The organism is Candidatus Jordarchaeum sp., assembly GCF_052745115.1.
The window spans coordinates 1-4,619 of sequence record NZ_JBRAKS010000307.1 but is presented as its reverse complement, the minus strand read 5'-3'; the positions used below and the strand labels follow the sequence as shown (position 1 = coordinate 4,619).

Annotated in this window: 6 protein-coding genes; 4 read left to right on the top strand and 2 right to left on the bottom strand. The window is 40.5% G+C overall.

All coding sequences use genetic code 11. From position 1 onward, the window contains the following. A partial coding sequence (locus ACUVXA_RS16650) for an acetyl-CoA C-acyltransferase (protein WP_445872412.1) occupies window positions 1–882 on the top strand: 882 nt, incomplete at its 5' end. A 183-nt stretch (window positions 883–1,065) separates the two neighbouring features. Then, on the top strand, window positions 1,066–2,235 hold the full coding sequence (locus ACUVXA_RS16645) for an acetyl-CoA C-acetyltransferase (RefSeq protein ID WP_445872411.1): 1,170 nt from the start codon (window positions 1,066–1,068) through the stop codon (window positions 2,233–2,235). 37 nt (window positions 2,236–2,272) lie between these two features. On the opposite strand, the gene ACUVXA_RS16640 is transcribed toward ACUVXA_RS16645, so the two are convergent. Both ACUVXA_RS16640 and ACUVXA_RS16635 read right to left on the bottom strand, forming a co-directional pair. Next, entirely contained in the window at window positions 2,273–2,947 is a 675-nt protein-coding gene (locus tag ACUVXA_RS16640; RefSeq protein ID WP_445872410.1) for a glycerophosphodiester phosphodiesterase, read from the bottom strand. A gap of 32 nt (window positions 2,948–2,979) precedes the next feature. Continuing rightward, entirely contained in the window at window positions 2,980–3,390 is a 411-nt protein-coding gene (locus tag ACUVXA_RS16635; protein WP_445872409.1) for a secondary thiamine-phosphate synthase enzyme YjbQ, read from the bottom strand. 264 nt (window positions 3,391–3,654) lie between these two features. Between ACUVXA_RS16635 and ACUVXA_RS16630 the strand changes: the two genes are divergently transcribed. Both ACUVXA_RS16630 and ACUVXA_RS16625 read left to right on the top strand, forming a co-directional pair. Beyond that, the gene (locus tag ACUVXA_RS16630; protein ID WP_445872408.1) at window positions 3,655–3,840 is read left to right on the top strand and encodes a hypothetical protein; all 186 of its coding nucleotides are present in this window, start codon (window positions 3,655–3,657) and stop codon (window positions 3,838–3,840) included. Window positions 3,841–3,942: 102 nt separating this feature from the next. After that, window positions 3,943–4,551: a metallophosphoesterase family protein gene (locus tag ACUVXA_RS16625; RefSeq protein WP_445872407.1), complete on the top strand. Its 609-nt coding sequence runs from the start codon at window positions 3,943–3,945 to the stop codon at window positions 4,549–4,551. The last annotated feature ends 68 nt before the right edge of the window (window positions 4,552–4,619 follow it).

Genomic DNA, 4,619 nt, shown 5'->3' with positions numbered 1-4,619 from the left:
ATGACCGCTATCCACATCGGCTCCATGGCGATTATGACCAGTAACGCAGATGTCATCGTCGCTGGAGGAGTTGAACACATGACCCACATACCAATGGGCTATGGAGTTAATCCCAAGCCCGGTTTGGTACAGGAAGAGAAAAGGTTTGACTGGCTTATTGCCATGAACATGGGACTAACCGCCGAGAAGCTATCAGAGGAATCAAAAATACCCAAAGAGGAACAGGATAAATGGGCCCTACGCAGCCACCAAATGGCCGCTAAAGCACTAGAAGAAGGATACTTCAAAGATGAAATTTTACCAGTGGAAGTGACATTGGCTGATGGTTCAAAAAGTGTAATCGACACTGACCAGACCATAAGACCCGATACCACGCTGGAGAAAATTCAGAGTCTACCACCCGCATTCAAACCTGATGGTATAATCACTGCTGGCAACTCCTCACCTTTGAACGCTGGTGCCGCTGCTGTTGTATTGATGAGTAAAGAGAAAGCTAAAAAATATGGAATAGAACCTATGGCAACCATTAGAGGCATTGGCTGGGCAGCGGTTGATCCAAGCGTAATGGGTAAAGGACCGGTACCGGCAAGCAAGAAAGCATTGAAGCATGCGGGACTGGAAGTAAAGGACATAGACTTCTGGGAAATAAATGAAGCATTCGCTATTGTTGCACTCTACGCAATAAAGGAGTTAGGTATTAACCCAGATATAGTTAATGTCAAGGGCGGTGGATGTGCAATCGGGCATCCTCTGGGCAGCACCGGAGCTAGAATAACTGGCACTTTGGCACGTATACTTGAGAAGGAAGGTGGAAGACTCGGATGCGCCACACTCTGTGTGGGCAGTGGCCAGGGAGCTGCAACAATAATTGAAAGAGAATAAGCCGTATCCTAAGTTTAAAAACTAGGTTTATTTTTTATTTTCTAATTTTTTCTCCATTTTTTAATAGATTCCGGTAAGTTGTTTTCTGATCTCTTAAAAAGAAATATAAGAATAATAGTCATCAGAACTTTATAGATACTAAAAATTTTTTGGGTTTTCTAGATTTCGAAGGAGGCAGGTTTTTTGAGAGAAGCGGTTATCGTGGATTATTTAAGAACTCCTATTTCGCGGGCTGATCCTCAGAAGGATTTCTTTAAAAATATTCGTGCAGATGAACTATGTGCCCTTGTGATTAACAAGCTTGTTGAAAGAAGTGGTGTGCGAGCTGAGGAGGTAGAGGAATGCATTATTGGGTGTTCTAATCAGGGTGGGGAACAGTGGACTTATGGGGGGAGAATGATAAGCCTCATGGCGGGCTTACCCTTCTCTGTAGCTGCCTTAGGTGTTGATCGGCAGGGTGCTTCTTCCCTGGAATCGGTGTCCATAGCTGCGATGCAAATCAATCAAGGCTTTGCGGATATGGTTATTGCGGCGGGATTTGAACACATGCTGCGCGTGCCCATAGGTTCCGGTGTAAACCCTAGTCCTAGATTTGTAAACATTGAAACTTTTGACGCGATAACTGCTCTAAGTATGGGTTTAACCGCAGAAAAAGTTGCTCAGAAATTTGGAATATCAAGAGAGGAAATGGACCGATTTTCTCTTAAAAGTCATATGAGTACCGTTAAAGCTCAAAGAGAGGGATTTTTCAAGGATGAGATACTGCCCATAGAAATCATTCTTGATGACGGAGCAAAACAGATTGTTGACTATGATCAGAATGTTCGGTTAGACACCAGCCTAGAAAAAATAGCAGCTCTGCCCCCAGTATTTAAGGATGACGGAGTGGTCACCGCGGGAAATTCTACTTCTCTAAATGACGGTGCCGCAGCGGCACTTATTACTTCCAAGGAAAAAGCGAGGGAGTATGGCCTCAAACCATTAGCAACAGTAAGGTCGATGGCTTGGGCGGGAGTAGACCCTACCATAATGGGATACGGAAATGTGCCTGCTATTAGAAAAGTTCTAGAGAGAGCTAAACTAGAAGTTGGGAATATTAATTTTTGGGAGATAAATGAAATATTCGCAGTAATAGTACTTGTAGCTATAAAGGAACTGGGAATTGATCCAGAAAGAGTTAACGTGAAGGGAGGAGCAATAGCTTTAGGACATCCCACCGGAATGAGCGGAGTAAGAATTGTGGGAACCCTAGCAAGAATCTTGAATAAAGAGAACGGCCGATACGGGATAGCTTCCTCAGCTTGTGGTGGAGGTCAAGGGCAAGCAATACTCCTAGAAAAGGAGGGCTACTAGCTACTAACACTTTTAAAATTATGTGAATTATTATTTGTTAAAATTTAATGTCTGGCTTATTGGTGACTATACCGTCTACACCCATTATGGCTAGATTTTCCATTGTAGAGGGCTCATCCACGGTCCATGCGTAGATTTTTAAACCATCTTCGTGGACTTTTTGAACCATTTCCCAAGTGATGTATTTGTAGAAAGCACAAAGATTCTCAGCTTTAGCATCCAAGGCTAAACTGCTAGGATTAATGGGAGCAGATCGGAAAATAACGCCAGTATTAACTTTGGGGTTTATTTCTTTGACTCTTTTTACGCTTCCGTGAATAAAGGAACTGAGCAAAACGCTGTCTAAGGCATCATAATCTTTAATCACTTTCAGTACACGTTCCTCGATCCCGGCGATTTTCAACTCAATAACCAGTAATGTCTTATCTCTAACCAGTTCTAGAACCTCTTCTAAGAGAGGAATCTTTTCTCCCTTTCCCGCATCCAAACTCCTAAGTTCCAGTAAAGACATGTCTCTCACTTTACCTGTTCCATTAGTAGTTCTGTCCACGGTTTCATCATGGATGACTATAATGTTTCCTTCTATACTGGATCTTACGTCGATCTCCACTCCATCTACGCCAAAATCCAGAGCCCGCTTTATAGATCTCAGAGTGTTTTCAGGCTCATAGAAACTTGCACCCCTATGAGCGATGAGTAATGGTTTTTCCATATTAATCACATCTGCTTCGGAACTAATGAAAACTACGATTTCCCTAAAACTTGTACAATTACTCTGCGTGTCCTCGGTCCATCTAGTTCAAGGTGGAGAATCCTCTGCCAGGTGCCCAGCACTAGTCTTCCACTTTCCACCGCAATAATAACCGCATTTTTGGCAAAACTTGCAGCTATATGAGCCGCAGCATTATTATCAATTTTATCGTGATCATAGTCCGGTCGGCTGAAGGTCGCCTGAACCCATTTCTTTATGTCGTTAAGAAGCCCACTTTCTGCCTCATTGATTATGAGGGTGGCAGTGGTGTGGAGAGTGTATACAAAAGTCACTCCTTCCGTAATTTTGAAATCTTTTATTATGGATTGCACTTGACTCGTAATGTCTTTTAATTCGATTCTTTCACCAGTTTTCAGTTCAATCTGTTTAGTAAATAACTCCATAGGTAGACCCTCCAAGCTTTATGTTCATCAATATAAAAAACGGCTCCCTAATTCTTTATATTCTTTTATTTTAACGGCTTTATCGTTTTTAACAGTTACTTTCAAATTATCCTTCAAATATCATTCTCAACCAGTGCAGTGATTTTATATTTTTAGATTTTAGGTGTTCATCATTTTTCTCTTTTATTGGGGGATTCCTATAAATAGTATAAAAAAGTTATAGTATAATGGTAGATCTGTAAAAATTTGAGGATGTATTTTTAAATGGTTACCGAAGGCTTCGCAGTTATGAAGTGTCCACATTGCCAGGAAAATATCGGAATATATTATACTCTGAGTTTAGAAAAGGAGAAGGGAGTTATTGAAACCGGTTTTATTTGCCCTAATTGTGGTGAACAAGTAGTCTTTAAAATGAATAATATATTAGTCGAAAAATTTAGTGGTTTTTAAATCTAAAAAGAGTTAGAACTAGAAAATTTTAATAGTTTCAATATTTTCTATATACTGAAATCTTGCAAAGTTACTTTAGGATTCTACACCAAGGTGAAGAGCTTGAGGTTTGTAGTTTTGGGAGATATTCATAGCAATGTGGAAGCAGCTGAAAAAGCAAGAAAATACATTAAAGAAAAAAATCCCGACGCGGTACTGGTTTGCGGTGACATAACCCACTCAGGAGGAAAAAGTGAAGCACAAAAACTTATTGAAACATTAGCTTCTGACAAGATACCAGTATTTTATGTTTTCGGAAATATGGACCGGGTGAACCCCGATTTTCAAGTAGAAGGCATCAATGCGAAGTGCCTCCATGGTAAAAAAACCGAGTTCAAAGGTGTTGATATTATTGGGCTTAGCTGCACCTGGGAGTACGATTTTCTCAGCGACATAGAAAAGTCAGAAAAACCCCTAATAATAGTGTCACACGAACCACCAAAAGACTGCTTGGACAAAACCTGGAATGGAAGCCACGCAGGAAACATTCAGATAAGAAACTTTATTGAAAAAATCCAACCAGAATTAATGTTCTGCGGACACATACATGAAGCTCATGGAGAAGCAAAAATCGGAAAAACCATTGTTTGCAATGTTGGAAAACTCGGAAGCGGAAACATAATAACTATTGATATTAATGATGAGATAGGTGTCACAAGGGATAGAATTTAAAAGTAATATAATTCTAAGCTTTGGGACAAAATTAGTTGCTATTCCTTCAAAAGTCCCTTCGCTAGAAC

Coding starts and splice junctions, on each gene's coding strand:
- ACUVXA_RS16630 (WP_445872408.1), top strand. CDS start 3,655: ATGGTTACCGAAGGCTTCGCAGTTATGAAGTGTCCACATTGCCAGGAA.
- ACUVXA_RS16635 (WP_445872409.1), bottom strand. CDS start 3,390: ATGGAGTTATTTACTAAACAGATTGAACTGAAAACTGGTGAAAGAATC.
- ACUVXA_RS16640 (WP_445872410.1), bottom strand. CDS start 2,947: ATGGAAAAACCATTACTCATCGCTCATAGGGGTGCAAGTTTCTATGAG.